This is a genomic window from Flavobacterium arabinosi (genome assembly GCF_048158725.1).
In the GTDB taxonomy this organism is placed as follows: domain Bacteria; phylum Bacteroidota; class Bacteroidia; order Flavobacteriales; family Flavobacteriaceae; genus Flavobacterium; species Flavobacterium arabinosi.
The window spans coordinates 45,166-70,179 of sequence record NZ_JBLNKX010000010.1 but is presented as its reverse complement, the minus strand read 5'-3'; the positions used below and the strand labels follow the sequence as shown (position 1 = coordinate 70,179).

21 protein-coding genes and 3 tRNA genes are annotated in these 25,014 nt (G+C 34.3%); 15 read left to right on the top strand and 9 right to left on the bottom strand.

All coding sequences use genetic code 11. The annotated features are described in order from the left end of the window. Positions 1 to 90: 90 nt before the first annotated feature. Entirely contained in the window at positions 91 to 2,637 is a 2,547-nt protein-coding gene (locus ACM55K_RS16785; protein ID WP_416851443.1) for an ATP-dependent Clp protease ATP-binding subunit, read from the bottom strand. 256 nt (positions 2,638 to 2,893) lie between these two features. On the opposite strand from ACM55K_RS16785, the gene gyrA reads away from it, so the two are divergent. Together gyrA and ACM55K_RS16775 are read left to right on the top strand one after the other, a co-directional pair. Continuing rightward, positions 2,894 to 5,518, top strand: a complete 2,625-nt coding sequence (gene gyrA, locus ACM55K_RS16780; protein ID WP_416851442.1) for a DNA gyrase subunit A — start codon at positions 2,894 to 2,896, stop codon at positions 5,516 to 5,518. 47 nt (positions 5,519 to 5,565) lie between these two features. Next, positions 5,566 to 6,834, top strand: coding sequence for a tetratricopeptide repeat protein (locus ACM55K_RS16775; RefSeq protein WP_416851440.1), 1,269 nt, complete (start codon positions 5,566 to 5,568; stop codon positions 6,832 to 6,834). Positions 6,835 to 6,895: 61 nt separating this feature from the next. Here ACM55K_RS16775 and ACM55K_RS16770 read toward each other — a convergent pair whose 3' ends face one another. Next, positions 6,896 to 7,657: a C40 family peptidase gene (locus ACM55K_RS16770; protein ID WP_416851438.1), complete on the bottom strand. Its 762-nt coding sequence runs from the start codon at positions 7,655 to 7,657 to the stop codon at positions 6,896 to 6,898. A 72-nt stretch (positions 7,658 to 7,729) separates the two neighbouring features. Then, on the bottom strand, positions 7,730 to 8,908 hold the full coding sequence (locus ACM55K_RS16765; RefSeq protein WP_416851437.1) for an acetyl-CoA C-acyltransferase: 1,179 nt from the start codon (positions 8,906 to 8,908) through the stop codon (positions 7,730 to 7,732). A 229-nt stretch (positions 8,909 to 9,137) separates the two neighbouring features. On the opposite strand from ACM55K_RS16765, the gene ACM55K_RS16760 reads away from it, so the two are divergent. The 3 genes from ACM55K_RS16760 to ACM55K_RS16750 all read left to right on the top strand — a co-directional run bounded on the left by ACM55K_RS16760 (position 9,138) and on the right by ACM55K_RS16750 (position 9,410). After that, a tRNA-Ser gene (locus ACM55K_RS16760) sits at positions 9,138 to 9,221 on the top strand. Positions 9,222 to 9,239: 18 nt separating this feature from the next. Then, a tRNA-Pro gene (locus tag ACM55K_RS16755) sits at positions 9,240 to 9,314 on the top strand. Positions 9,315 to 9,336: 22 nt separating this feature from the next. After that, positions 9,337 to 9,410, top strand: a tRNA-Arg gene (locus ACM55K_RS16750). Positions 9,411 to 9,560: 150 nt separating this feature from the next. Here ACM55K_RS16750 and ACM55K_RS16745 read toward each other — a convergent pair. Next, entirely contained in the window at positions 9,561 to 10,472 is a 912-nt protein-coding gene (locus ACM55K_RS16745; RefSeq protein WP_416851436.1) for a helix-turn-helix domain-containing protein, read from the bottom strand. 197 nt (positions 10,473 to 10,669) lie between these two features. Here ACM55K_RS16745 and ACM55K_RS16740 point away from each other — a divergent pair, with 197 nt between their 5' ends. The 10 genes from ACM55K_RS16740 to ACM55K_RS16695 all read left to right on the top strand — a co-directional run bounded on the left by ACM55K_RS16740 (position 10,670) and on the right by ACM55K_RS16695 (position 19,793). Continuing rightward, on the top strand, positions 10,670 to 11,521 hold the full coding sequence (locus ACM55K_RS16740; protein WP_416851435.1) for an aldo/keto reductase: 852 nt from the start codon (positions 10,670 to 10,672) through the stop codon (positions 11,519 to 11,521). Positions 11,522 to 11,549: 28 nt separating this feature from the next. After that, positions 11,550 to 12,701, top strand: coding sequence for an aldo/keto reductase (locus ACM55K_RS16735; protein WP_416851434.1), 1,152 nt, complete (start codon positions 11,550 to 11,552; stop codon positions 12,699 to 12,701). Positions 12,702 to 12,743: 42 nt separating this feature from the next. Then, on the top strand, positions 12,744 to 13,223 hold the full coding sequence (locus ACM55K_RS16730; protein ID WP_416851433.1) for a nuclear transport factor 2 family protein: 480 nt from the start codon (positions 12,744 to 12,746) through the stop codon (positions 13,221 to 13,223). Positions 13,224 to 13,255: 32 nt separating this feature from the next. Then, complete coding sequence (locus ACM55K_RS16725) at positions 13,256 to 13,696, top strand: nuclear transport factor 2 family protein (RefSeq protein WP_416851432.1); 441 nt, start codon at positions 13,256 to 13,258, stop codon at positions 13,694 to 13,696. A 12-nt stretch (positions 13,697 to 13,708) separates the two neighbouring features. After that, complete coding sequence (locus tag ACM55K_RS16720; protein ID WP_416851431.1) at positions 13,709 to 15,316, top strand: carboxylesterase/lipase family protein; 1,608 nt, start codon at positions 13,709 to 13,711, stop codon at positions 15,314 to 15,316. A 47-nt stretch (positions 15,317 to 15,363) separates the two neighbouring features. Then, positions 15,364 to 16,446, top strand: coding sequence for an alpha/beta hydrolase (locus tag ACM55K_RS16715; protein ID WP_416851430.1), 1,083 nt, complete (start codon positions 15,364 to 15,366; stop codon positions 16,444 to 16,446). Between the two features lie 13 nt (positions 16,447 to 16,459). Next, positions 16,460 to 17,194 carry a carboxymuconolactone decarboxylase family protein gene (locus ACM55K_RS16710; protein ID WP_416851428.1) on the top strand — a complete coding sequence of 245 codons (735 nt, stop codon included), beginning with the start codon at positions 16,460 to 16,462 and terminating at the stop codon, positions 17,192 to 17,194. Positions 17,195 to 17,219: 25 nt separating this feature from the next. Next, positions 17,220 to 18,281 carry an alpha/beta hydrolase gene (locus ACM55K_RS16705; RefSeq protein ID WP_416851427.1) on the top strand — a complete coding sequence of 354 codons (1,062 nt, stop codon included), beginning with the start codon at positions 17,220 to 17,222 and terminating at the stop codon, positions 18,279 to 18,281. Between the two features lie 11 nt (positions 18,282 to 18,292). Continuing rightward, positions 18,293 to 18,793, top strand: coding sequence for a cupin domain-containing protein (locus ACM55K_RS16700; protein ID WP_416851426.1), 501 nt, complete (start codon positions 18,293 to 18,295; stop codon positions 18,791 to 18,793). A gap of 340 nt (positions 18,794 to 19,133) precedes the next feature. Then, positions 19,134 to 19,793 carry a M15 family metallopeptidase gene (locus ACM55K_RS16695; protein ID WP_416851424.1) on the top strand — a complete coding sequence of 220 codons (660 nt, stop codon included), beginning with the start codon at positions 19,134 to 19,136 and terminating at the stop codon, positions 19,791 to 19,793. A 1-nt stretch (position 19,794) separates the two neighbouring features. On the opposite strand, the gene ACM55K_RS16690 is transcribed toward ACM55K_RS16695, so the two are convergent. From ACM55K_RS16690 to ACM55K_RS16670, 5 genes are all read right to left on the bottom strand, one after another. Then, entirely contained in the window at positions 19,795 to 20,361 is a 567-nt protein-coding gene (locus ACM55K_RS16690; RefSeq protein WP_416851423.1) for a hypothetical protein, read from the bottom strand. Between the two features lie 2 nt (positions 20,362 to 20,363). Further along, a complete protein-coding gene (locus ACM55K_RS16685; RefSeq protein ID WP_416851422.1) occupies positions 20,364 to 21,536 on the bottom strand; it encodes a THUMP-like domain-containing protein in 1,173 nt (390 codons plus the stop codon). A gap of 11 nt (positions 21,537 to 21,547) precedes the next feature. Beyond that, positions 21,548 to 22,639 carry an AI-2E family transporter gene (locus ACM55K_RS16680; RefSeq protein ID WP_416851420.1) on the bottom strand — a complete coding sequence of 364 codons (1,092 nt, stop codon included), beginning with the start codon at positions 22,637 to 22,639 and terminating at the stop codon, positions 21,548 to 21,550. Positions 22,640 to 22,712: 73 nt separating this feature from the next. Then, positions 22,713 to 23,663: a zinc metalloprotease gene (locus ACM55K_RS16675; protein WP_416851419.1), complete on the bottom strand. Its 951-nt coding sequence runs from the start codon at positions 23,661 to 23,663 to the stop codon at positions 22,713 to 22,715. Between the two features lie 214 nt (positions 23,664 to 23,877). Next, positions 23,878 to 24,822: a zinc metalloprotease gene (locus tag ACM55K_RS16670; RefSeq protein ID WP_416851417.1), complete on the bottom strand. Its 945-nt coding sequence runs from the start codon at positions 24,820 to 24,822 to the stop codon at positions 23,878 to 23,880. Between the last annotated feature and the right edge of the window lie 192 nt (positions 24,823 to 25,014).

The following is a 25,014-nucleotide window of genomic DNA, read 5'->3' as shown; positions in this document are numbered from 1 at the left end:
TGTTTTCAAAAAATGTTGAATTTGTATAAAGAATAAACCCGCTATGTTATAAAAACGTAACGGGTTTATTTTGTGCAATTCCAGAAGAATTTATGGATTCGTTGGTTCGCCAGCTTTATGAACTTGTACGGTCAGTTCTTGTGCTCCGTCTTCAATATCCATGAAAATTTCGTCTCCTGATGCAATTTTTGAAGTAATAATTTCTTCAGCAAGTGCATCTTCAACGTATTTTTGAATAGCTCTTTTTAATGGTCTTGCACCAAATTGTCTATCAAATCCTTTTTCAGCGATAAAAGCTTTGGCTTTATCAGAAAGATTTAATTGGTAACCTAATTCTGCAACACGAGCATATAATTTTTTCAATTCGATTTCGATAATCAAATCAATATCATGTTTTTCTAAAGCATTGAACACAATTACGTCATCAATTCTATTTAGGAATTCAGGGGCAAAAGTTTTTTTCAATGCATTTTCAATGATACTTTTCGAATTATCATCGGCTTGAGCCACTTTAGCAGCGGTACCAAAACCAACTCCTTGACCAAAATCTTTTAATTGTCTGGCTCCAACATTTGAAGTCATGATAATTATAGTGTTTTTGAAATCAATTTTTCGACCTAAACTATCCGTTAAATAGCCATCGTCAAGAACTTGTAATAACATGTTGAAAACATCAGGATGCGCTTTTTCGATCTCATCTAATAAGACAACACAATATGGTTTTCTTCTTACTTTCTCGGTTAATTGTCCACCTTCTTCGTAGCCTACGTATCCCGGAGGCGCACCAACTAAACGGGAGATTGCAAATTTTTCCATGTATTCGCTCATGTCAATACGAATCAACGCATCTTCTGAATCGAATAATTCTTTTGCCAAAACTTTTGCCAATTGAGTTTTACCAACACCAGTTTGTCCCAAGAAAATAAAGGAACCAATTGGTCGGTTCGGATCTTTTAATCCGGCACGATTTCTTTGGATAGAACGAGAAATTTTCATTACCGCTTCTCTTTGTCCAATAACTTTTCCTTCGATAAGTTCTGGTAGTTTAGCTAGTTTGTTGCTTTCAGTTTGAGCGATACGATTTACCGGGATTCCAGTCATCATGGAAACCACATCAGCTACATTGTCTTCGGTAACTTCAATTCGATTGTTTTTAGCGTCTTCTTCCCATTGTTCCTGAGCAATTGCTAAATCTTTTTCGATCTTTTTTTCGTCATCACGAAGCTTGGCAGCCTCTTCGTATTTTTGTTTTTTAACAACAACATTTTTCAATTCTCGAACATCTTCTAATTGACGTTCCAGATCCAAAATCTGTTTTGGAACTTCAATATTGGTTATGTGAACTCTTGAACCTGCTTCATCTAATGCATCAATAGCCTTGTCTGGCAAGAAACGTTCGGACATATATCTGTCCGTTAATTTCACACAAGCTTCAATTGCTTCTTGAGAATAAGTAACATTGTGATGGTCTTCGTATTTGTTTTTGATATTATTCAAAATTGTGATCGTTTCCGCAACAGATGTTGGTTCCACAATTATTTTTTGAAAACGTCTTTCCAGTGCACCATCTTTCTCAATATATTGACGGTATTCATCTAGTGTTGTAGCACCAATACATTGAATTTCGCCCCTTGCTAATGCAGGTTTGAACATATTAGAAGCATCTAATGAACCCGTTGCGCCACCAGCTCCAACAATTGTATGGATTTCATCTATAAAAAGAATAATGTCATCATTCTTTTCTAATTCGTTCATAACTGCTTTCATGCGCTCTTCGAACTGTCCACGGTATTTTGTCCCAGCGACAAGGCTCGCCAAATCTAATGTTACAACGCGTTTGTTGAAAAGGATTCGTGATACTTTCTTTTGAATAATTCGCAACGCTAATCCTTCAGCAATAGCTGATTTTCCCACCCCAGGTTCCCCTATAAGTAGTGGATTGTTCTTTTTGCGACGGCTCAAAATTTGAGAAACACGTTCAATTTCTTTTTCACGTCCTACAACAGGATCTAACTTTCCTTCTTCGGCCATTTCAGTTAAATCCCTTCCAAAATTATCTAAAACAGGTGTTTTAGATTTTTTGTTTGATTTATTGGCAGGATTGTTAAAATTGCCTTCCTTAAGACTGTCATCTTGTCCTGAATCGTCATTATACGATTCGTTTCTTGGCAAGTTTTCTAAAAATTCTTCTTCGCTTGGAGTCATATTTAAATATTGTTCTTTAGCTACGTCATAATCAATTTTAAGTTTATTCAATAGCTTGGTTGTTGGATCGTTTTCATTTCTTAAAATACATAACAATAAATGTGCTGTACTAATGGACGAACTATGAAATACTTTTGCTTCAAGAAAAGTGGTTTTCAACGCTCGTTCTGCCTGGCGTGTCAAGTGTAAATTTTTCTTTTCAATATTAACTTCTACGCTTGGACTTGCGGGGCTTAGGATTTCTACCTTTCTGCGTAAATGATCTAAATCGACAGATAAGTTATTCAATATTTGTATTGCTTTCCCATTTCCATCTCTTAAAATACCCAGCATCAAGTGTTCAGTTCCTATAAAGTCATGACCCAATCGCAAAGCTTCTTCTTTGCTGTAGGTAATAACATCTTTTACTCTTGGTGAAAAATTATCATCCATAATATATATTTGATATAGTAAATTTAGTGAATTAGTAATTGAAAAACAAAAATCGTTCCCTTAACAAGTACTGTCAGCTAATAGACAAAAATAATAATAATATTAAAGTTAAATTTCCCTTAATTTATTAACTAAAAGTGAAGATTAATTTGTTAATAAATCATTGAAATAAGAACGTTAAAATAGGTTCAAAAATTTCAAAAAGCCGTATATTGGCACGTTTTGAAACTAATATAATTTTTTAATATAACAACTTATGTCTGAAGGAGAAAAGTTAATTCCTATTAACATTGAAGATGAAATGAAAACTGCTTACATCGATTATTCGATGTCCGTAATTGTATCCAGAGCACTTCCAGATGTTAGAGATGGCTTGAAACCAGTACATCGAAGAGTATTATTTGGAATGCATGATTTAGGGGTTAACTCCAGATCTGCCCATAAAAAGTCCGCAAGAATTGTCGGGGAAGTTCTTGGAAAGTATCACCCACACGGTGATACCTCTGTTTATGATGCCATGGTTCGTATGGCACAAGAATGGAGTATGCGTTATTTATTGATTGACGGTCAGGGTAATTTTGGTTCTGTAGATGGCGATAGTCCTGCAGCGATGCGTTATACGGAGGCTAGAATGCGTAAGATTTCGGAAGAAATTTTGGCGGATATCGATAAAGAAACGGTAGATTTTAAATTGAATTTTGATGACACACTAGAAGAGCCAACAGTTATGCCAACTCGTGTTCCTACCTTATTAATAAATGGGGCAACAGGAATCGCAGTAGGTATGGCGACAAATATGCCACCTCACAACTTAACAGAGGTAATCAACGGTACATTGGCTTTCATGGACAATAATGATATTGAGATTGACGAGCTGATGACGCATATTAAAGCCCCAGATTTTCCTACTGGTGGTATCATATATGGGTATGAAGGCGTTCGTGAAGCATTTAAAACTGGAAGAGGACGTATTGTAATGCGTGCTAAAGTAGGCTTTGAAGAAGTTGACGGAAGAGAGTGCATTATCGTTACCGAAATTCCATACCAAGTGAATAAAGCGGATATGATTAAACGTACCGCCGACTTAGTAAATGATAAAAAAATAGATGGAATTGCTAATATCCGTGATGAATCGGATAGAAACGGGATGCGTATCGTTTATATTTTAAAACGTGATGCTACACCAAACGTGGTTTTGAACACACTTTATAAGTTTACACAATTACAATCTTCGTTTAGTGTAAACAATATTGCAATTGTAAAAGGGCGTCCGCAAATGTTGAATCTGAAAGATCTGATTCATTATTTTATCGAACACCGTCATGATGTGGTGACTCGTAGAACGCAATTTGAATTGAAAAAAGCGGAAGCTAGAGCGCATATTTTAGAAGGTTTGATTATCGCTTCGGATAATATTGATGAAGTAATTGCTTTAATCAAAGCTTCAAAAAGTACCGAAGAGGCAAGAGAGAAATTAATTGAAAGATTCAATTTATCAGATATTCAATCTCGTGCCATTGTTGAAATGCGTTTGCGTCAATTAACAGGTCTGGAACAAGATAAGTTAAGAACGGAATACGATGAAATTATGAAGTTAATAGAGCATTTGAAAGCTTTATTAGCCGACGTAAACTTGAGAATTGCTTTGATTAAAGAAGAATTGACTGAAATTCGTGATAAATATGGAGATGAGCGTCGTTCTATAATTGAATATTCTGGTGGAGATGTAAGTATTGAGGATTTAATTGCCGATGAAAATGTGGTAATTACAATTTCTCATGCAGGTTATATTAAACGTACTAATCTTACGGAATACAAAACTCAGAATAGAGGAGGAGTTGGTCAAAAAAGTGCTGGAACAAGAGATCAAGATTTCTTAGAACACATGTTTGTGGCAACGAATCACCAATATATGATGTTCTTTACGCAAAAAGGGAAATGTTTCTGGATGCGTGTTTATGAAATACCGGAAGGAAGTAAAACTGCTAAAGGTAGAGCAATCCAAAACTTGGTAAATATTGAAAGTGACGATAAAGTAAAAGCATTTATTTGTACCCAAGATTTAAAAGACCAGGAATACATCAAAAGTCATAATTTGATTATGGTGACTAAAAAAGGTCAGGTTAAGAAAACATCTTTAGAGAAATATTCTAAGCCTAGAGTTAATGGTGTTGCTGCAATTACTATCAAAGAAGGTGATGAATTATTGGAAGCAAAATTAACCAATGGAGAAAGTCAAATTATTTTGGCTGTGAAATCTGGTAAATTAGTTCGTTTTGAAGAAACTAAAACCCGTCCAATGGGAAGAACAGCTTCTGGAGTTCGAGGAATCACCCTTAAAGATGATACTGATGAAGTGATTGGCATGGTTACTGTTAATGATATGAGCAGCGAAATTTTAGTTGTTGCCGAAAATGGATACGGAAAACGTTCTAGTCTTGACGAATACAGAATTACAAACCGTGGTGGTAAAGGAGTTAAAACCTTAAATATTACCGAGAAAACAGGTAAGCTGATTTCGATAAATGCAGTTACTGATGCTGATGATTTAATGATTATCAACAAATCTGGATTGACTATCAGAATGGCTGTCGAAGATTTAAGGGTTATGGGACGTGCTACGCAAGGAGTGAAGTTGATCAACATTAAAGGAAACGATTCTATTGCAGCAGTTACAAAAGTAATGAAAGATGATGTAGCAGAAGTTGTTGTTGATGAAGAAGGGAATATCATCGAAACTGAAACAATCGAAAGAGTAAAACCAGTTTTAGAAGTACTTGAAGACGAGGGAGCAGAGGAAGAAGATGATGAGGATGAGTCTGAAGAGGACGAAGATTCTGAAGATGATGCCGAAGACGAAGATTCTGATGATGAAGCTTAAAATAAAAATGTGAAAAAGAATAATTATTAAACAAAAACAAGAATATTATGAAAAGTAAATATGTAATACTTGCATCAGCATTATTGATATCAGTAGCTACTTTTGCTCAAAAAGATCAAATTAAAGCTGCAGAAAAAGCAATGAAAGGCGGAAATTCTCAAGAAGCTGCAACGATTTTACAAGGTGCTGAATCTTTGATTACTAATGCCACTGATGTTGAGAAAGCACAATTTTTCTTTATAAAAGGAAATGCTTTGCTAGACTTAGCAAATAAGAATGTTGACACCAATACGAATCTTTCACTTGCTGCAAAAGCATATCAAGATTTAATTGCTGTTGAAAAAGCTTCTGGAAAAGTTAAATTTTCTACTCAAGCAGCTACGTCAATTACGCAGATAAAATTTAAATTAATTAATAATGCGATTGCAGATTCTAAAATTGAAAAACACGCAGATAGTGCTAAAAAATTATATGATGCTTATTTGTTAGATAAAAATGATACTATCAATTTATATTATGCAGCTTCTACTTATGTAAATGCTAAAGAATATGATACAGCACTTAAGTTATATGATGAGTTGAAGAATTTAAACTATTCTGGAAAAGGAACGAGTTATTTTGCAGTGAATAAATTGTCTGGTGAAGAGGATGTTTATGCTACAGCTCAAGAAAGAGACAGAATGGTGAAACTGGGAACTCATGAAAAACCAAGAACTGAAGCTGTTCCTTCAAAAAGAGGAGAAATATATAAAAATATGGCTTTAATTTTAGTTCAAAATGGAAAAACTGAAGAAGCTAAAAAAGCTATGGCTGAGGCTAGAGTTGCAAATCCGGATGATACTTCATTGATTTTGACAGAAGCTAATTTATATTTAGAAACGAAAGATTATGTTACTTATAAGAAATTAATCTCTGAAGTATTAGAAAAAAATCCTAATGATGCTGATTTGATTTTTAATTTAGGAGTAATAAGTACTACTGCCAATAATACCGTTGAAGCTGAGAAATATTATAAGAGAGCTATTGAAATAAAACCAGATTATGTAAATGCGTATCTTAATTTAGCAATTTTAAAACTGGATGCTGACAAAAAACTTTTTGAGGAAATGAATAAATTAGGAAACTCAGAAAAAGATAATAAGCGTTATTTGGTTCTTAAAAAACAAAGAGAAGCAGTATTTTTGGATGCCTTACCGTTTTTGGAAAAAGCAAGTGAATTGGATCCATCAAATAAAGAAGTTAAAGCTACTTTGTTGAATGTTTATGGAGCATTAGAAATGACTGAAAAGAAAAAAGCATTGAAAGCTAAAATGTAATAATTCTTTTTAAGAAGATTAAAAAAACCTATCTCGAATATAAATTCTTGATAGGTTTTTTTTATATAATTTTTTTGATGACCCGAAGTTTGTGTGTATGCTTGTTTGTTTCGGGATTATAAATACCGAGATGATCTAATCTGTCAATCCGTACTTTTCCACTGGCGTGAATGATATAGTTGTCTTCCATGATGATTCCAACATGAATGATTTTGCCTTCGTCGTTGTCAAAGAAAGCTAAATCACCGGGTTCGCTTTCTTCTATAAAACTCAAAGGCTCTCCTTGAGTTGCTTGTTGTGATGCATCACGTAATAATTTATATCCGTTGAGTTTGTAAACCATTTGTGTAAAACCGGAACAATCAATACCAAATGGTGTTTTACCTCCCCATAGATAAGGAGCATTTAGATACAAAAAGGCAGTATTGATCAAACCTTCTTTAGGCTTTATACCACTAATTTTAGTTCCTTCAAAATCAAAATTTGAAGTGTTGATTTCATTATGATTTAAAAATGATACCGATGAAGCTAACGGAATTGGGATTAATACATTATTTGGCGCCGTAATGTATTCTATTAAATCAGCATTCAAAATAATTGCGTCTTCAGACAATTGATTGAAACTGGTTTCGGAAATCAGTTGGTATTGTTTAGAATCTACCCAGCCTTCATAATCATCATATTGCATTTTGATTCGGGACCATTGTTTCAATTGTTCCAGAATTTCAAAATGTTCGCCAAATAAAACTTGAGAAACAATTTCGCTTCTGTCACTGGGTTCAAAGCGAAGTGGGATTATGGCTAGATTACAAATTCCGAACATTTAGGTCAATTTATGAGTTAATAATTATGGGTTATAAGTTTCAGAACTCATAACCCATAACTTATAATTATTTTAGGCTTTTTCAATAACAATTGCCGAAGCACCGCCACCGCCATTACAAATTGCTGCAGCTCCGAATTTACCGTTATTTTGTTCTAAAACATTTATTAAAGTAACAATGATTCTTGCTCCGGAACAACCTAATGGATGTCCTAGAGATACAGCACCACCATTTATATTTACTTTGCTGTCGTCTAATCCCAAAATTTTAGTATTAGCCAGACCTACAACGGCAAAAGCTTCATTGAATTCAAAATAATCAACATCGCCAATTGCTATTCCTGCTTTTTCTAGAGCTTTTGGAATTGCTTTAGATGGTGTAGTTGTGAACCATTTTGGTTCTTGTGCTGCATCGGCATACCCATTAATGTAGGCTAGCGGTTTTAAACCTAAAGCGATTGCTTTTTCTTCACTCATTAATATTACTGCTGCTGCGCCATCATTTATTGTAGATGCATTGGCTGCGGTTACGGTTCCGTCTTTGGTAAAAACAGGACTTAATGATGGTATTTTATCTAATTTTACATTAGTGTATTCTTCGTCTTTAGAAACTATAATAGGATCTCCCTTTCTTTGTGGAACGGGAACCGGAACAACTTCATTGTCAAATTTTCCAGAATCCCAAGCTTTTGTACTACGCTCATACGATTGAATTGCGAAGTTATCTTGATCTTCACGGGTAAACTTGTATTCTGCGGCACATAAGTCAGCACACACTCCCATAGCGCTGTTATCGTATGCGTCAGTCAGTCCATCCTTCTGCATTCCGTCAATCATGGTTGCGGGACCAAATTTAGTTCCGTTTCTCAAATGCATATAATGTGGAATTAAACTCATGTTTTCCATTCCACCAGCAACTACAATTTCGGCATCACCGCATTGGATTGCTTGCGCACCCAACATAATAGCTTTCATTCCAGAAGCGCAAACTTTATTTATTGTGGTGCAGGCAACAGTATTTGGTAAACCAGCAAATAGCGCTGCTTGACGAGCAGGAGCTTGTCCTGTGCCAGCTTGAACTACATTGCCCATAAATACTTCGTCAATTAAATTTGGATCTAAATTTATTTTTTCCAAAGCACCTTTTATAGCGACTGCACCTAATCTTGGAGCAGTAACTGTAGATAATCCCCCCATAAAACTTCCGATAGGTGTCCTAACGGCAGAAACGATAACAACTCTTTTGTTCATAACTTATAAAATGTTGGTTTATGAAGCAAATTTAATCTTTTTTGAACAATTTCAAATTTAGATTAAGGCATTATCTTTTTTTAAATTTATTTTCATTCTATATGTTTGATTGTGAAGTGTTTTTGTAAAAACGACAAAAAATATTAAAAAAAAGACCTAAAATAGTTGTGAGAAGTCTAAAGATGTCTTAAATTTGCAACCGCAAAACAGGACACGTTTCTTTGAGCTTGGAGGGGTGCCAGAGTGGTAATGGAGCAGTTTGCTAAACTGTCATCGAGTAATTGGTGCCAGGGTTCGAGTCCCTGTCCCTCCGCTTAATTTTTTTGCACTTCGGGGTGTAGCGTAGCTCGGTTATCGCGCCTGCTTTGGGAGCAGGAGGCCGCAGGTTCGAATCCTGCCACCCCGACTAGATTTTTTACATGAGCAATGGAGGCATAGCTCAGCTGGATAGAGCACCTGCCTTCTAAGCAGGCGGTCGAAGGTTCGAATCCTTCTGCCTTCACTTAAACCGACAAAATATATTAAAATATATATTGTCGGTTTTTTATTTGTAAAAATAATAATTTTTAGCTACTTGTATAATTTATAGGTAATAATTGATTTTTTTTAATACATGTAAATGAATCTTGTTAACTCATTATAAATAAGATTTTTAATTCAAACTCCGATATTCATTAGGAGTGTATCCTACCCGTTGTTTAAACAATCTAGAAAAATGCTGAGGGTATTTAAAGCCCAGCTCATAAGCAATTTCGTTTACAGTCAAATGGTCTACCAGAATTTTGTCTTTTGCCACATCAATTATTTTATTTTGGATATATTCTTGAGCCGATTTACCTGTTTCCTTTTTTATTAAATCCCCAAAGTAGTTAGCTGATAAATGTAGTTCGTCAGCACAATAAGCAACTGATGGTAAACCTATAGTATTGGGCTTATCAGAGGTGAAATAGGCATTTAATACCTCTTCAAATCTCTCTAGAATTCCTTTATTAACACTTTCTCTTGTGATAAATTGTCTATCATAAAAACGCTCACAATAGCCTAAAAACAATTCAATATTTGAAGCAATAAGTTTCTTACTATGCTTATCAACTCCAAGTTGTAATTCTGAGTGGATTTTTGAAAAAGAGTCTAAAACAATTTGTCTTTCGCGTTCTGACAAATGCAATGCTTCATTGGCATTGTAACTGAAAAAATTATAATCATTTATACTTTTAAACAGAGAAGTGCCGTGTATTAAATCAGGATGAAACACTAAGGCATATCCTTTTGGTTGATATACTTTACCATCAGTCTCTACTTCCATTACTTGCCCTGGTGCAACAAAAACCAATGTGCCTTCTTGATAGTCATAGTAATCACAACCATAACGCAGATCACCACATTTTATATCTTTCAAAAAGATGCAATAAAAGCCGTAATAAATTCTAACATTCTTTTCACCTCCCCAAGATCTTTCGTTTGCTTTTGAAAAATCAATAACACTTATTAATGGATGTAAAGTTTTGCAATTGTTAAATGCATTATATTCACTAATTGTATTAAACTTGACTACTTTGTTCATGATAATTTTCATTTTATAATACAAATTTATGTATTTAGATATATCAATTACCATGTAGTAAGCACAATAAGTAATATTGGTAGAACAATCAGTAATCTATATACCAACAACCTCATTTTCAGGTCGGAAATTTGCTGAGTAGTATAAGTTATCCTAATTGCTTGGGGAATTTATAGTAACCTTAAAATTACAGAATCATGCAAAACATAAAATTAAACAACGGGGTAGAAATGCCAATTTTAGGATTCGGTGTTTTCCAAATTCCAGATGCTACCGAATGTGAAAAAGCAGTATTAGAAGCTATCGATTGTGGTTATCGTTTAATCGACACAGCTGCTTCGTATATGAATGAAGCTGCCGTAGGTAATGCCATTAAGAAAAGTGGTGTTCCTAGAGAAGAATTGTTTATAACTACAAAAGTATGGGTTCAAGATGCTGGCTATGAAAAAACGAAAGCTGCTTTCCAAAAATCATTAGACCTGTTGCAACTATACTATCTGGATTTATATCTTATTCATCAACCCTATGGAGATATTTTTGGATCTTGGAGAGCTATGCAAGAATTATATACTGAAGGTAAGGTCAGAGCTATTGGTGTTGCAAATTTTCATCCGGACAGAGTAATGGATTTAATTGCTAATAGTGGTTTTACACCTGCAATAAATCAGATAGAAACGCATCCATTTCATCAACAAATTAGGAACCAAGAATTCCTTCAGAAAAACAATGTCCAAATACAATCTTGGGGGCCATTTGCAGAAGGAAAAAACAACATTTTCCAAAATGAAATTTTAATTGCTATTGGCGCTAAATATAATAAATCCGTTGCGCAAGTTATCCTTCGTTGGTTGACTCAAAGAGGTGTGGTTGCTATTCCAAAATCAGTACGAAAAGAAAGAATGCTTGAGAATTTCATCATTTTTGATTTTGAATTATCAACAGATGATATGCAGATGATTCAGACTCTGGATACTAAAGGGAGTTTGTTTTTTGACCTTAGAGATCCTAATATGGTAAAATGGTTAAGCGAGTATAAAGTAGCGTTATAAAATAACAGTAGTTCTAAAAAATATAATTATGAATCGTAGAAATCTATTAAAAACCGCAGGATTAGTATTGGCTGGAAGCGCTATACTACCTTTTGATTCATTAGCAAAAACTATAAAATCAGAAGAAGATCATTTAAAAAATGATTATCTTCAACCCTTGTCTAACAAGCGAAAACTGGGTGCTTCTCTTGAAGTTTCCAGTATAGGACTGGGTGTTCAGAATATGAGCCGTACGTATCAAACTACAATTCCCTCTCGTCCAGAAATGTTCAATATCATTCGAACAGCCTTTGATAAAGGAGTTACCCTATTTGATACAGCTGAGGCTTATGGCCCTTTTGAAGTGGAACGAATTCTTGGAGAAGGTGTGGCACCTTTCCGTGATAAAATAGTCATCGAAACGAAGTTTGGCTGGAATATTGACCAGGAAACAGGCAAGCGATTACCTGGTTTAAACAGTCGCCCTGAACACATCAAAATGGTTGTGGAAGGAATGCTTAAAAGACTTCGCACTGATAGAATAGATTTATTGTATCAACACCGTGTAGATCCGCAAGTTCCCATTGAAGATGTAGTTGGAGCTATTCAGGATTTGATAAAAGAAGGTAAAATATTGCATTACGGATTGTCAGAGCCGGGATCTCAAACCGTAAGACGAGCACACAAAATCCATCCCATTGCGGCCATTCAAAATGAATATTCTTTGTTATGGCGTGGTCCGGAAAAGGAAATCATACCGCTTTGCGAAGAATTAGATATAGGATTCGTTCCATGGAGTCCGCTTGGAGTGGGTTTTCTAACTGGAGCCATTGATGCTGATACACGCTTCGCTCAAGGTGATATACGTGGAAATGAGTCTCGTTTCTCGCCAGAGAATATGCCCCGTAACTTGATACTTGTAGATTTATTAAAAAACTGGGGTGCACAAAAACAGGCCACTCCTGCCCAAATTTCGCTGGCTTGGCTATTGGCACAAAAGCCTTGGATTGTTCCAATACCAGGCACGACACAGATGGCACACATGCTTGAAAATATTGGAGCTGAAAATATAAAATTTACGACAGCTGAACTAAAGGAATTCAATAAACAATTGGATGCTATTCAAATTTTGGGTGAACGATTACCTGCCTTTGTTCAAGCTTTTTCTGATGTGGAAGCACCGTTAAAGAAAAAACAGTAAAATTAAAAAACATCATTACACTTTAACTTTAAATTAGATCATATGAAAATAGTAATTGTGGGGCTGTTTGTAATAGCTAGTTTACAATATTCCTTTGCTCAAGAAAATAAAACAAGTACTGTCGTTACGAATTACACAGACACTGAACAGGAAATTATTCAACTCTCGAAACAAAAATGGCAGTGGATGGCCGATAAAAATGTAGACAAACTTGAACCACTCTTTGACAACAAATCCAAATTTGTCCATATGAGTGGTACTTGGAAAAAGGACGAGGAACTCGACATTATTAAAACGGGTAGAATTTGGTACAAGAATACTAAAGTCCATGATGTAGCAGTAGAAATTTTCAAAAAAACGGCAATCGTTTGGAACCGAATTACCCTAGAGGCTATAGTCCGAGGAAGTGAGGTCGTCACTGAATTTACTGTAACAGAAATCTATCAAAAACAAGGTAAAGATTGGAAATTGTTAGCTTTAACATTCAGCAGTGTTAGAGATACTCATCAGATTCAGAAATAATAATAAAAATACATAATACTAAATTTACTACTATGAAAAAATCAATCTTTGGACTACTTCTTCTTGTTTTATTTACAACTAATACTTTTTCACAAAATACTGATAAACAGGAAGTGATTCAACTTTCAAAACAAAAATGGCAGTGGATGGCCGATAAAAATGTCGATAGACTTACACCTTTGTTTGATGATAAATCTGTCTTTGTTCATATGGGAGGAAGTTGGGGAAAAACCCAAGAAATCAATGTGATTAAAAGTGGAGGAATTCATTATAAGAAAGCAGATGTTCATGAAGTGTCAGTAAACATTATCGGTAATACGGCTATACTTTTAAATAAAATTACACTATTAGCAGTAGTTGGAGGGAATGAAGTAACCAATCCGTTTATTGTAATGGAAGTATATATAAAAGACAATGATGGTTGGAAACTCGGCTCATTGTCGTTCACTAAGCTCATGACACCAGGACAATAAAAATTTGAAAAAATGAAAAAAATATGGATTGTAATTGTATTATTTTATTGTACTGCCCAGGTAAACGCGCAACAAGCGGTTTCACAAAGTTCTACAAGGCAAGTTAGTACGAATTCAGGAATTGTTCGTGGAGTAACAGAAGGAGGTATTTCTATATTCAGAGGTATTCCTTATGCGGCACCACCAGTGGGTGCAAATTGTTGGCGGCCTCCACAGCCAGTGACTGCTTGGAAGGAAGTGAAAGATGTAAGTAACTTTTGTGCTGATTGTCCGCAAGCGAGTTGGCCTCGTGGTGCCGGCATGTCGCAAAATTCATCTGAAGATTGTTTGTTTCTCAATATCTGGACACCTGCTACAGCAACAAAAAAATCAAAATTACCTGTTATGGTTTGGATTCACGGAGGCGGATTTGTAGGAGGCAGTGGTGGTGGAAATGGGTTTACAGGAGCATCATTTGCAAATCAGGATGTTATACTAGTTTCTTTTAATTATCGTTTAGGGCGTCTTGGTTTTTTTGCGTTTCCCGCTTTAAGTAAAGAAAACCCAAATGAATATAAAGGTAATTATGGCTACATGGATCAGATTGCTGCATTACAATGGGTTAAAAAAAATATCGTTGCGTTTGGAGGCGATTCCAAAAATGTAACCATTTTTGGCGAGTCAGCTGGTGGCGTATCGGTACATTCTCTTTTGACTATACCCGCAGCAAAAGGTTTATTTAAGAAAGCAATTATTGAGTCAGGGGGTGGACGAGATGGTGTACTAACGGGTCGTCCAATTGACAAAGAAAAGGCAGATATTCATTATCCAATATCGGCCGAAACTATCGGAGTTAACTTTACCAAAAGATTTAATATCGAAGGTGATAATGACGAAGTTCTCAACAAGCTAAGAGCATTAAGTACTGCTGAAATTATTGATGGCGGAGAGGAAACTGCTGGACAAGGTGGTCCTATAACGTATTCAGGACCTATACTTGATAGACGTTTGGTAACTGAGACTGCGGAGAGTTCTTACAAGACAGGAAAGCAACCAAATGTTCCTATTATTATTGGATCAAATAGTGCAGAAGTTCCTGCAGGCTTTGTTAACGCGAATTCAAAAGAGGAATTACTGTCATTGTTTGGCAACTATAAAGAGGAGGCAACTGCAGCCTACGACCCTGATGGCAATACTGATTTTGCTAAGATGTTAACCTTAGTTAATACCGATAAAGTTTGGGCAGAGCCTGCCCGCTTTACTGCTAGAGCATTTACTTCTAAATCGATACCTATCTATTTATATCTCTTCTCTTATGTACCCATCTCCATGAAAGACTGGATGCGATATGGTGCATCTCATGCCTCTGAGATTGCTTATGTATTTGATAATCTTGTGGAACGCAATGGCATTACTTTTACTGCGAAAGATAAAGAAGTAGGCAAAATAATGAATGCCTATTGGGTTAACTTTGCTAAAACGGGTAATCCAAATGGAAAGGGACTACCGCTTTGGCCGGTATATGATAGCTATAAAAATGAGGTTTTTGAGTTTAGGCAAGATGGGTCGGCAGGTAATTCTTTCGATCATAGAAAAGCAAGACTAGATGTGATAGAAAAGGCATTTGACAGCAATAAATAAAAAGAATTAGATTGCAAACTGGAAAATATAAATTAAATCACATTATAATGAAACAGAATATAATTAGATTGTGGAGTATACTTTGTTTGTTTTTGATGATCCAATCATCATTTTATGCACAAAAAAGCACGAAACAAAAACCGTTACTAATTAAAGAGCAAGGAAGTTTTGCTGTTGGAGGAACTATCATTACCAATTCTGGCACATTCGATCCCTACAAACCTACTCCCGAAGGACAAACTTTTCGTGGAGACCATGCCTATGTTTTTTATCAAATTCCTGTAAAGGCTCGTAAATATCCACTGGTGATGTGGCACGGTATAGGTCAGTTTTCTAAAACATGGGAAACCACACCCGACGGACGAGAAGGGTATCAAAATATTTTTCTCCGCAGAAACTTTCCTGTTTATGTGATTGATCAACCAAGAAGAGGTAATGCTGGAAGAAGTACTGTAGCGGCTACCATTAATCCAACTCCTGATGAACAGCAATGGTTTGATGTCTTCCGTGTAGGTGTATGGCCCAATTATTTTGAAGGTGTCCAATTTGCTCAAGATTCAAGTACACTCAATCAATACTTTCGGTCTATGACACCCAACATTGGTGCTATCGATAGTAATGTTAATTCGGATGCGGTTTCAGCATTATTCAACACAATAGGCCCTGCAATTTTGGTTACACATTCCCATTCTGGTGGTATGGGATGGCTCACTGCTGTAAAAAATAAAAACGTCAAAGCAATAGTATCTTACGAACCAGGTAGTGGATTCTTATTTCCTGAAGGTGAAGTACCATCATCTTTAACAAGTTCGGCTGGTTCCCTAGAAGCAAGTTCAGTTTCAATGAAAGAATTTATGCAACTTACTAAAATACCTATTGTTATTTATTATGGAGATAATATTCCTGAAAGTCCCTCAAAAAATCCTGGGGCTGACGGATGGAGAATACGCCTCAAAATGGCGCGTTTATGGCGAGATGCAGTCAATAAATATGGTGGAGATGTCACTGTAATACATCTACCGGAAATAGGAATTAAAGGCAATACACATTTTCCATTCTCAGATTTAAACAATGTTGATATAGCTAACCTAATGAGTCAATGGCTAAAAGAAAAGGGATTGGATAAGTAATAAGAAAATAATTATGAAGCAATTTAGAATTTTCGGTTTTAAAGTAATTGTATTAAGTTTTGCATTATTTTCCAATTACACAAAAGCACAACAGTTGGTAATTAATGACAGCTATTTAAGTATAAAGGAAAAAAGCATTATTACCATTGCATCACTAACAGCTAAAGGCGATTTAGTCCAACTAAAATCAGAGTTAAACAAAGGTCTTGAAGCGGGACTTACCGTGAATGAAGTAAAAGAAGTATTGGTTCATACCTATGCATATTGCGGTTTTCCAAGGAGTATCAGAGGATTGCAAACTTTTATGGAAGTGCTTAACGAACGAAAATCAAAAGGTATTATTGATGAACCTGGTAACGAAGCTTCTGCAATCAAAGAGGATGGCAACAAATATCAAAGGGGTAAAAAAATTTTGGAACAACTTACAAAAACGCCCCAATCGGATACCCTTACAGGATATGCAGCTTTTGCACCGGTAATAGATATTTTTTTGAAAGAACACTTATTTGCAGCTATTTTTGAAAGAGATGTTTTAACCTTCACTCAAAGAGAATTGGTTACGATTTCCGTTATCAGTGCTATTGGTGATGCTGAGCCAATGCTAAAAAGTCATTTGTTAATTTCTCTCAATCTAGGTATATCGCCTGAACAGTTAAAAGAATTTATAGGCGTTATCAAACCAATCTTAGGAAGAAAAAAGACTAAAGCTGCAAAAGAAGTTATAAACGAAGTGTTGAAAAACAGATAGGCTCAATAATTTTAAAATAAAAGAAATGAAAAAAGTATCATTAATAATCGCATTAGTAATGTCAATAGCAGCTATAGATATGTCAAATGCTCAAACTACTCAAAAGGCACATCAACAAAATCCTTATACCTTGGTATATGAGGGAGCAATTACTGAAAATGTTAAAGGGAAAGTAAACATCTATCCTGTCACCTATAAAATTAAAGAAATTACAATAGTTGCTAATGTTTACGCACCTGCTAACTTTGACTCATCAAAAAAATATCCTACTTTAGTTATTGCTCATCCTAATGGTGGTGTAAAAGAACAGGTGGCAGGTTTATATGCTCAACGTTTAGCAGAACAGGGCTATATTACTATCACAGCAGATGCAGCATATCAAGGAGGTAGCGGCGGAGAGCCTCGTAATGTAGATAAACCGGCAAACCGAATTGAAGATATACACGCAATGGCTGACTTTATTACTCAATATAAAGGTGTTGACACATCTAGACTTGGATTACTCGGAATTTGTGGCGGCGGCGGTTATTCTTTAAAGGCAGCCCAATCAGATAAACGATTTAAAGCAATAGCAACATTAAGCATGTTCAATTCGGGTGTAGTAAGACGTAACGGTTTTATGAACTCACAATTTTCAACGATCCAGGAACGATTAAAAGAAGCTTCTGATGCCCGTGCCCAAGAAGCTGGAGGAGGTAAAATTATGTATATGGGAGATACTCAGCTTACGGATAAACAAATAGCAGCACTACCGTTTGATTTATATCGTGAAGGATTTGAGTATTACGGCAAAACACATGCTCATCCAAATTCTACATTTAAATACACTAAGAGTAGTCTTATGGATTTAATGACTTTTGATGCCAGTACTAATATGGACTTAATAAACCAGCCATTATTAATGATTGCAGGAAGTAAAGCCGATACTTTTTATATGACTGACGATGCATTTAACAAAGCTACCAATACAAAAAACAAAGAATTATTTCTTATTAATGGAGCTACCCATATAGAAACCTATTGGAAACCTGATTATGTATTGCAAGCGGTTAATAAATTGGTTAATTTTTATCAAATCAATCTTTAAAGTTTAAAAAGATGAAACTTAAAAATATAGCAGGAATATTTCTTATCGGAGTGTTTGCTTTTTCTTGTAAAGCACAAAATAAAGTAACACTTTCAACAGAAACAGAATCACAAAAATCAATCATTTTCCCCAAAGGAGAAAAAATTACCAATAGTAATTTCACAGGTATAGCCTATTTACAAATGCTAATGAAAAGTGACAGTCTCAATCCAACCTCAGTAGGAAATGTAACTTTTGAACCTGGAGCTAGAACGAAATGGCACATTCATCCGGGTGGTCAAATTTTGTTGGCCACCGATGGAGTTGGATATTATCAGGAAAAAGGGCAACCTAAAAAAATACTTCGTAAAGGAGATGTAATCAAATGTCCACCAAATATTCAACATTGGCACGGTGCCAGTGTTGATACGTATTTTGTTCAAGTAGCAATAACAAATACCCAAAACGGTGTGCCTGTTTGGTTAGAAGCTGTAACAGATGAAGAGTATAAACAAGTTCAAACAAATAAATAGAAACAGAAAAAATATAGCCAAAAAACTAGTTGCAAAAGCACATACCTGGAACTTTTAGAGATAATGATGTCAGAAAAATACTTGAAATTCAAATATTTCTTATTTGGGTCAAACAAATCCTGATTTAAACTACATTCAATAATATAAAAAAGCACTGTTGAATTTTTTAGTAACTTTCTCCTTCAAAACAGATGGCTAAGAGTTTCAAATCTTCGAGTAAAGGTTCGGATTTTGAACACTAAGGTTCAAAAAAACCGATACTTTAATTAGTATCGGTTTTTTTGTTTTTATATCTATTGTAAATACTTAATTTGTCTTATTTTTATAAAAAATAGTATTTATGACTCGCTACTTCAAATCATTGTTAATCTTTTGTTCTCTTTTTTGGATTGTTTCCTGTAAATCGCAATCGGCTATTACTGTTACTGAAGATAAAAAGAGTCCAATGATTGCTGATACTACATTTGTGAATTTAAAAGAATATAGTCAGAATTTTGTCTATGATATGAAGTATGCAACTTCTGATAATTTCCTAAAAGCAAAAGTGTATGATTGTGCAGAATGCTTTTTACGGTTAAAAACGGTTAATGCACTTGTTGAAGCCAATAAAAAATTCATGAAGAAAGGCTATAAAATAAAAATTTTTGATTGTTACCGCCCTTTAGATATTCAAAAAAAAATGTGGAAAATTGTTTCTAACCCAGAATATGTGGCTAATCCTGCTAAAGGTTCTATCCATAATAGAGGAGGAGCGGTAGATATTACTCTAGTCGACAATAACGGGAAAGAATTGGATATGGGAACTTCTTTTGATTATTTTGGAATTGAAGCCAGTCACAATTATTTAAACGTATCTCAAGAAATTAAACAAAATAGGGGATTGCTAAAAAAAATAATGATCCAAAAAGGGTTTAATTCTTTTGATTCGGAATGGTGGCATTATAATTTAAAATCCGCTTTGAAAGATAGTGTTTCTAATGCCAAATGGGATTGTAACTAATTTATTCGATACAACGTATCGAATTCATGAAATACGTTTCCGGTTGGTAAATCTCATCGTTTAATTCCGATTTAAATTCTTTTTTCAGCACATAATCTTCAGTATCCGTTAAATATTTGATTCTCATCATGGAAACGGGAGAGCTTTTTAACTCTGCAAAACTATCTTTCATAAACATAAATTGACCTGAAATGATTCTATTGTCAAAGCCTTTATCATCACGAAGCATCGTTCCACAATTCTCTTGATCGATATGTAGCAATGTTATTATTTTTCCATTATTTAACTGTAAAAATAATTTTGAGTTTTTATCAAAGCAATTTGCTTTAATGAATTCTTTGCTTTTTTGGATTAACTGCACATTAAGTGTTGGCAAGCCATCTGTTAAAGCTAAGGAATAGAAAATATAACTGGAATTTCCGGCAAAATTTTTCTCGCTAATCATGTATTCCTTTGTTGCTTTGTATGTTCCTATAGAATCGGTTACGTTTACGCTATAATCACATGTTTTTTGGGCAAATAAGCTAAGGCTGAATAAGAATAGTATGCTAGTAATTATAGATTTCATTTTTATTTTATTTTGGTGCAAATTAAAACTATTTTATGATTATTTTCATCAGTCGTAAAAAAACAATATACATTTCCACCGTCTTTTATTTTCCATTTTTTTCGAATGCTTTCTACACTGTCGGGAAAATTTCGGGTTGTAATATTGGCTTTGGTATTTTCTAAATACATTTTCATTTCCGTTTTGCTGTAAGGAACTGCATTTTGAATTTCAAAAACTCTTCCCGGAAAGGAAATTAAATGATCTGAGGTGTATAAATGAGAATGTTTGTGTAATTTGTTTAGGTTGTAAAATGAACTCACTTCATCAAACCCACCTGATTTCATTATGGCACTATTGGGTTCGTACAAATATTTTTGAGGTAAACCAAAGACTGGAAATGTAGTTTGGTCGTCTAAAATAAAGTCGAATGTTTCGTTTTTATCTTTTAAAAGGTTAATTGTTTTTATGTTTACAGTTCCAGAATAGCCTTTGTGTAATTCCCATAATAGTTCTTTTACTTCATTTTCGAGCGCCACTATATGAATCGTTTTGACATTTTGTAATTCTAATAATCCTGCTGAAATATCGAGTAGAGGAGCCGTCTTTATAAGAATAGCATTCGAATTATTGAAATAAAAGTCCAGATTCTCAGGAACATTGGGCAAGCAATCTTTGAGCATGAATACTTTTCCTTTAGCATCATTTCTTCTCGAAGGATCAATATAAATCCACTCCCATTTAGTATTTAAAGTTTTTAAAGTAGCCAAACTATCTCCCGCATAGCAACTGATATTTGTAGCATTTAATAGCTCAAAATTGTGTTTGACAAGATTAGATAGTTCTGGATTGATTTCGCAATGGACAACATTTTTTATTTTTTTTGCAAAATAATAATCATCGACTCCAAAACCTCCTGTCAAATCAATTAAATTTTCACCTGAAATAATGGAGGCTTTGTAAGAAGCTGTTTTTTCGGATGAAGTTTGCTCTATTGAGATTTTACTTGGATAAATAATATATTTGGTGCTAAACCAATTAGGCAATTTATCCTTTGCTCTTGTTTTGGCTTCAATTTGGTTCAAAATAGAAATCCAATCCACAGTTGGAAATGGATTTTTTTGAAGTGCTAATTTCGAAATGGGAATGCCAATATTTTTTCCTATAAATTCTTGAATTTCAGGATTTAGAATCATTAAATCCAAAATTAAATGTCTTTAGTTAATAGTTGAATAATTTTGTTCTCGGGAAAGAATTCTTTACCAATCACTTTTATTATCGTATATAAAGGAACCGCTACTATCATTCCTAGTATTCCAAAAAGGAAACCTGCAATTAATATCACAAGAAATATTTCTAATGGATGTGAGCTTACGCTTTTTGAAAAAATGATAGGTTGAGATAAATTATTATCAATGACTTGAACAATCCAGAAACCAATTAAAACATAAATTGTAGTTGGCAAAATTTCTGATTGAAAATCATTTCCTAAATTACTCATCATCGTTAAAATTGCAGCTAATATTGAGGCTATTAATGGACCGATGTAAGGAATAATATTTAAAACTGCACATAAAAAGGCGATGATAATTGCATTAGGAGCACCAAAAATAAGTAATACAATTAGGTATAAAATAAAAACTATGAATAATTGGAGTAATAATCCAATAAAATAGCGCGACAATAAGTAATTTATTTTGTCTAAAGAATTTAAAATTTGATCTTCGTGGCTATCAGGAATTAATTTTTTAGCTCCATTTTTAAATAATAACCGGTCTTTCAAGAAGAAAAAAGTAATAAAAAGTACGGAAGCCAATCCCATTCCAAAACTACTGATTGTACCTAAAATTGCATTTATAAAATTTGGAATAAAATTAAAATTTAATTTTGAGGCATAATTACTTTCTTTGAGCATTTTGGAGGAATCAATATGATGACTTTCCAAAAATGCTGATATCTGGTTAACCAATTGAATTATGTTTTTTTCAATTTCGGCAGTGTTCAAAAGCGATAAATTTTGACCTTGTGATGAAATCAAAGGAATAAACATCATTATAAATCCAGCTATAATAAGAACAAAAATCAATAATGTTGCTATTGTTGCAAATACATGTTTGAATTTTAATCTTCTTTTGAAAAAATCTAAAATTGGATTTCCTATTAATGTAAGAATTAATGCAACTATGAGATAAATCAGCACTGATTGAATTTGATACAGAAAATAAAGAGATAAAGCGACTATAACAATAGTACTTATTGCTCTTAAAATTCCATTAGCGATAATTTTTGATGTAATCATTTATATTTTTTAGGATATAAAGATAAAAAAACTCGCTAACAAGTAGCGAGTTTTAAATTCTAAAATCTAAAAATTATATCCCAAAACCGGCTCTTGCTCCACCAGAAACAAATAAAGCAGCCATTCTTGCTTTTTGACCATTAGTGAACATATACATTCCTCGATCGTCAGTATAATCCATATAATTCATAGTCATTTCATTATGAGTTGGTAAACAAGAGCTTACAAATGGGTATGTCGGGACACTAAAGTTTGCGGTTTTATGAACAGGAGTGTCAGCAACTAAATCGTTTCCACAAGAAGCGTCTCCCCAAATGTGACGAAGATTCATCCAATGGCCAACTTCGTGAGAGGCCGTTCTTCCTAGATTGTAAGGATAACTGTTATCACTTGATAAACCAAAATAGAATGAATCAATCACGACTCCATCAGTTGCTAATGAGCCACCAGGGAATTGAGCGTATCCTAAGATTCCTCCTCCTATAATACAAGCCCAAATGTTTAAAGTTGTAGTTGGCGAAGTAGGATCGATTCCACCTCTTTTTGAATTTTTCATAACATCTCTGGTTCCCCATGAAGTTTTAGTAGTCGATTTTCTATTGATTTTTACCAACTCGAAAGTAATGCCCACATTAGCCGCTACACCAGTAAACTCAGCCGGAATATTCCTGAAATCAGAGTTTGTAGCAGTGAAATCTTTATTTAATACATCAATTTGGGATTGTATTTGAGCATCAGAGATATTTTCAGCAAGTGTTCTGTAAAGCACATTTACGACTACCGGAATTATAATTTTGCCGTTTACTGAGCGGTTTGTCAACATTGCTTTTTGTGTAAAAGCTTCAATTTGATTCATTCTTAGAATCAATGTAGGATCTGCTTTTAATTGTTCCGCTAATACCTCTTGGGAAGCACATGAACGGTGTGTAATAGCATTTCTTGAAGAGGAAGTTAATTCTGTTTGGTCATTTTGACATGAAAAAAGCATTATAAATGCGACTGCGGATAGAATAATTTTTTTCATAATAGTAGTTTTTTACGTTATAAATTATTGTTTGTCAGTTTAATAACAAGCAATTTACAATTAATATTTGGCATGTATTAATGATTTACAATAATTTTCAATACTATGATGTTACCGATTATAGGATGGGTTTTAATAAAATTTGGATTGATTTAATTTTCAAAAAAAAACTCGCTAACAAGTAGCGAGTCTTAAATTCTAAAATCTAAAAAAATTATATACCGAAACCTGCTCTAGCTCCGCCAGAAACGAATAAAGCAGTCATTCTTGCTTTTTGACCATTAGTGAACATGAACATTCCTCTATCGTCAGTATAATCCATATAGTTCATAGTCATTTCATTATGAGCCGGTAAACATGTACTTACGTATGGATATGTTGGAACACCAAAGTTTGAAGTTTTGTGAACAGGAGTGTCAGAAACTAAATCGTCTCCACAAGATGCATCACCCCAAATGTGTCTAAGGTTCATCCAGTGACCTACTTCATGACTTGCAGTTCTACCTAAATTGTAAGGGTAGCTTGCAGCACTAGATAATCCAAAATAATTGGAATCAATTACAACACCATCAGTTGCCAATGAACCACCAGGGAATTGAGCATAACCCAATATTCCTCCGCCTATTGTACAAGCCCATAAGTTAAGCGTTGTTGTAGGTGAAGTTGGATCTAATCCTCCTTGTTTTGTTTTTTTCATGGCATCTCTGGTTCCCCATGAAGTTTTAGTAGTTGATTTTCTATTGATTTTTACTAATTCAAAAGTAATACCAACATTTGCGGCAACACCAGCAAACTCAGCAGGAGTACTACTGAAATCAGGGTTTGTAGCAGTGAAATCTTTATTTAATACGTCAATTTGAGATTGTATCTGAGCGTCAGAGATATTTTCTGCTGCAGTTTTATACAATACATTGACAACTACTGGAATTACAACTTTGCCATTTACTAATTTATTAGTTAGCATTGATTTTTGTGTAAAAGCTTCAATCTGATTCATTCTTAAAGCTAATGTAGGATCAGCTGCTAATTGTTCCGCTAATACATCTTGAGAAGCGCATGAGCGGCGTGCAGTAGCATTCGTTGCTATTGATTCTGTTTGGTCATTTTGACAAGAGAATAGCATCAAGAATGCTGTTGCAGTTAAAAGAATTTTTTTCATAATAATACTGGTTTTTTGTTATAAAAAATTGATTTGGGTTAATAATAATGCAATTTTATAACAAATTATTCAGCAAAACAAATTTTTTTAAATAAAATTTACGAACCAACTATAACGATATAGTTAATATGGCTTGAATGATTATCTATTGGATTTGTTTTTACTAATAAGCTCATACAATGCAATACTTGT